The organism is Xanthomonas sp. SHU 199, assembly GCF_000364665.1.
In the GTDB taxonomy this organism is placed as follows: Bacteria; Pseudomonadota; Gammaproteobacteria; order Xanthomonadales; family Xanthomonadaceae; genus Xanthomonas_A; species Xanthomonas_A sontii.
Genome location: NZ_AQOI01000378.1, coordinates 1 through 3,593, shown reverse-complemented (window position 1 = coordinate 3,593; position 3,593 = coordinate 1). Strand labels below are relative to the sequence as shown.

Annotated in this window: 2 protein-coding genes and 1 pseudogene; all 3 read left to right on the top strand. The window is 71.8% G+C overall.

Annotation, left to right across the window (positions count from 1 at the left end):
• Window positions 1-1,196, top strand: a 1,196-nt coding sequence (locus D183_RS24645) for an aldose epimerase family protein (RefSeq protein ID WP_026144426.1), incomplete at its 5' end; no start/stop codon positions are given.
• A gap of 680 nt (window positions 1,197-1,876) precedes the next feature.
• Complete coding sequence (locus tag D183_RS0112625) at window positions 1,877-3,127, top strand: TCR/Tet family MFS transporter (protein ID WP_017909312.1); 1,251 nt, start codon at window positions 1,877-1,879, stop codon at window positions 3,125-3,127.
• A gap of 158 nt (window positions 3,128-3,285) precedes the next feature.
• Window positions 3,286-3,593: pseudogene (locus tag D183_RS0112620) on the top strand (biliverdin-producing heme oxygenase); the annotation flags it as partial.

The following is a 3,593-nucleotide window of genomic DNA, read 5'->3' as shown; positions in this document are numbered from 1 at the left end:
AGGCCGACGGCGCCATCGGCACCGCCACCCGCCGTGCGATCCAGGCCGAGCAGCAACGCCTGGGCCTGCAGCCGGCCGACGGTCGCGCCGGGCAACGCATCCTCGATGCGCTGCGCCGCGAGGCCGGCAGCGCGCCTGCGGCACCGGTGACGTCACCGGCCACGCCGCCGTCGCCGCCGCAATCGCCTGCACCGGCATCGTCGCCAGCACCGGCACCTACATCTACACCTACAAAGACGCCGTTCGGCGGCACGCCGCCCACCGCATTCCGGCTGCCGGCCGCCTACCCGGCCTTCGCCCACTCCCCCGCGCCACGGAGCATCCACCCCATGTCCGACGTCCCCGGCCTGAGCACAGGCGACTTCCACGGCTATCCCTCGCTGCTGGTGGAGACCCCGCAGTCCACCGCAGCGATCAGCCTGTTCGGCGGCCAGGTGCTGTCGTTCGTGCCCAAGGGCGGCACCGACGCGCTGTGGCTGTCGCCGGACGCGCAGCCCACGCCGACCCCGATCCGCGGCGGCACCCCGGTGTGCTGGCCGTACTTCGGCCGCCAGGGCCAGAGCGACGCCGTACCCGCGCACGGCTTCGTGCGCACCGTACCCTGGCAACTGAAGGACGCGCGGCGCGAGGCCGACGGCACGCTGGTCCTGACCCTGGCGCCGCCCGACTTCGATGACCTGCCGCTGCGCCTGCGCATGCAGTTGCGCATCGGCGCCACCCTGGAGCAGCGCCTGGTCACCGACAACGTCGGCACCGCGCCCGCCCGCTTCACCCAGGCGCTGCACAACTACTTCCGTGTCGCCGACGCCACCCAGGTGCGGGTGCAGGGCCTGGACGGCCTGGACTATCTGGACAAGTTCGAGAACTACGCCACGCCGCATCGCCAGCACGGCGACTGGAGCCTGCAGGATCCCCGCGATCCCGGCCGCAGCGACCGCATCTACACCGGCGCCGGCGGCCGCTACACCCTGCTGGACCCGGGCCTGCAGCGCCGCATCGAGATCGTCACCACCGGCAGCCGCACGCTGGTGGCCTGGAACCCGGGCGAGGCCGGCGCACAGAAGATGGCCGACGTCGGCCCGCACTGGCGCCAGTTCGTGTGCCTGGAAGCGGCCAACGCCGGACCCGAGGTGATCGAACTGGCTCCGGGCGCCCAGCACGTGCTGCAGCAGACGATCTCTGTCGCGGCGTTGTGACCCCGGCCGGACGGCGGCACCACCTGCTGCGGCCCGGCAGTCGGCATTGGTGACGGTCCGGCCGTGACTGCTGCGCCGCCGCGCCTTGGTGGCATGAGTGGCGCCGCTGCCTCCGTCGGACCCTCACCCCCGACCCCTCTCCCGACGGGAGAGGGGAGTCGCTCGGTGTAGAGGACGTCGGTTCCGACACAATCCGCCAAGCCTCGACCCTGTTGTGGGAGGAACTTCAGTCCCGATGCCTCGGTCCCTCAGGTCGCGGTTGAAACCGCCCCTACGACAAGCGGCCTGGCTGCGCCGCTGATGCAGAAAGGGTCGAGCCCTGACCCGCAATTGGCCAACCCCCGATGCTTCTGTGGGAGGGACTTCAGTCCCGACACCTCGGTCCCTCAGGTCGCGGTTGAAACCGCTCCTGCGACAAGCAGCCTGGCTGCGCCGCTGGTGCAGGAAGGGGGCTTGGGCTTCGAGTCGCAATCAGCCAGCCTGGAAACTGCTGCGGGAGGGACTTCAGTCCCGACGCCATGACCCCACCGGTCGCGGTGCAAGCGCTCCTGCGACGGCCAGCCGAGCCACCACGGTGTCGCAGGCACGCCGCCCGTTCCAATCGGTCACCTTCCACACCCACGGGTGCGCCGATGGCCAGGTACGCCGATTACACTGCCGCGTCCGCCAGGAGGCCTGCCGTGCACGCTCCGACTCCCGCTGTCCGCTCACGCCGCGCCGCGGTCGCCTTCATCTTCGTCACCCTGCTGATCGACGTGCTGTCCTTCGGCGTCATCATCCCGGTGCTGCCCTCGCTGGTGCGCGGCTTCACCGGCGGGGACTTCGCTGCCGCGGCCCGCTGGGTCGGCTGGTTCGGCTTCCTGTTCGCCGCGCTGCAATTCGTCAGCTCGCCGCTGCAGGGCGCATTGTCCGACCGCTACGGCCGGCGCCCGGTGATCCTGGCCTCGTGCCTGGGGCTGGGCGTGGACTTCATGGTGATGGCGCTGGCGCAGAGCCTGCCGGTGCTGCTGCTGGCGCGCATGGTCTCCGGCGTGTTCTCGGCCAGCTTCACCTCGGCCAACGCCTACATCGCCGACATCACCCCGGCCGACAAGCGCGCCCAGGCCTACGGCATCATCGGCGCCGCGTTCGGCGTCGGTTTCGTGGTCGGTCCGCTGCTGGGCGGCTGGCTCGGCAGCCTGCACCTGCGCGCGCCGTTCTGGTTCGCCGCCGGGCTGGCTCTGCTCAACTTCCTCTACGGCTTGTGGGTGCTGCCCGAATCGCTGGCGCCGGAACGGCGCACCGCGCGGGTGGACTGGGCGCATGCCAATCCGTTCGGCGCGCTGCGCCTGCTGCAGCGCTACCCGCAGGTGTTCGCGCTGGCCGCGGTGATCTTCCTGGCCAACCTGGCGCACTACGTCTACCCGAGCATCTTCGTCCTGTTCGCCGACTACCGCTTCGGTTGGGGACCGAAACAGGTCAGCTGGGTGCTGGCCCTGGTCGGTGTGTGCAGCATCGTGGTCAACGCCGTGCTGGTGGCGCGGGTGGTGCGCCGCTTCGGCGAGCGCGGCGCGCTGCTGTTCGGCCTGGGCTGCGGGGTGATCGGTTTCGCCATCTACAGCGTCGCCGGCAGCGGCGCGCTGTTCCTGCTCGGCGTGCCGATCAGCGCGCTGTGGGCGGTGGCCGGGCCGGCGGCGCAGGCGATCGTCACCCGTCACGTCGGCGCCGATGCGCAGGGCCGCATCCAGGGCGCGCTGATGAGCCTGGTCAGCCTGGCCGGGGTGATCGGGCCGCTGCTGTACGCCTGGGTGTTCGCCGCCTTCATCGGCCCGCGCGCGCTGCTGCACTTCCCCGGCGTGCCGTGGCTGCTGGCGGCGCTGTTGCTGGGCGGCGGTTGGCTCGTGGCCTGGCGCCGCGCACGCGTGCCGGCCGCCGGGGTGGCTGGCGGCTGAGGCGCAGCGCGGGCAGCGTATCCGGCATGAACGGCTCAGCTTGCTGGGATAGGCGTCGTCGTGTCCCACGCAGCCTCGCCTGGCACCGCGCGGTCGCGATTGTTACGCTGTGCCCTCTCTTTCGTCGCGGCCGGCCGGCTGCTGTACCAGTCGCCTGCATGATGTCTCCTCCCGACGGAACCGCCCTGCCGTTGACCGCTGCGCGCCTGCTGCGCGAGGCCACTGCGCAGCAGCACCAGGCGGTGGAAGACCTGCCGGCGATGCGCGCGCTGATGGACCCGGCGCTGTCGCTGTCCGCCTACGTGCAGGTGCTGCGTCGCCATCACGCGGTGCTGGCCGGCTGGGAACAGCGCGAAGCGGCCTGGCTGCGCGACTGCGGCGACGCGCACTGGCAGTACCAGCCGCGCACCCCGCTGCTGGCGCAGGATCTGCACGCGCTGCGGGCAGCGCCGCCAGCGCCGCAACC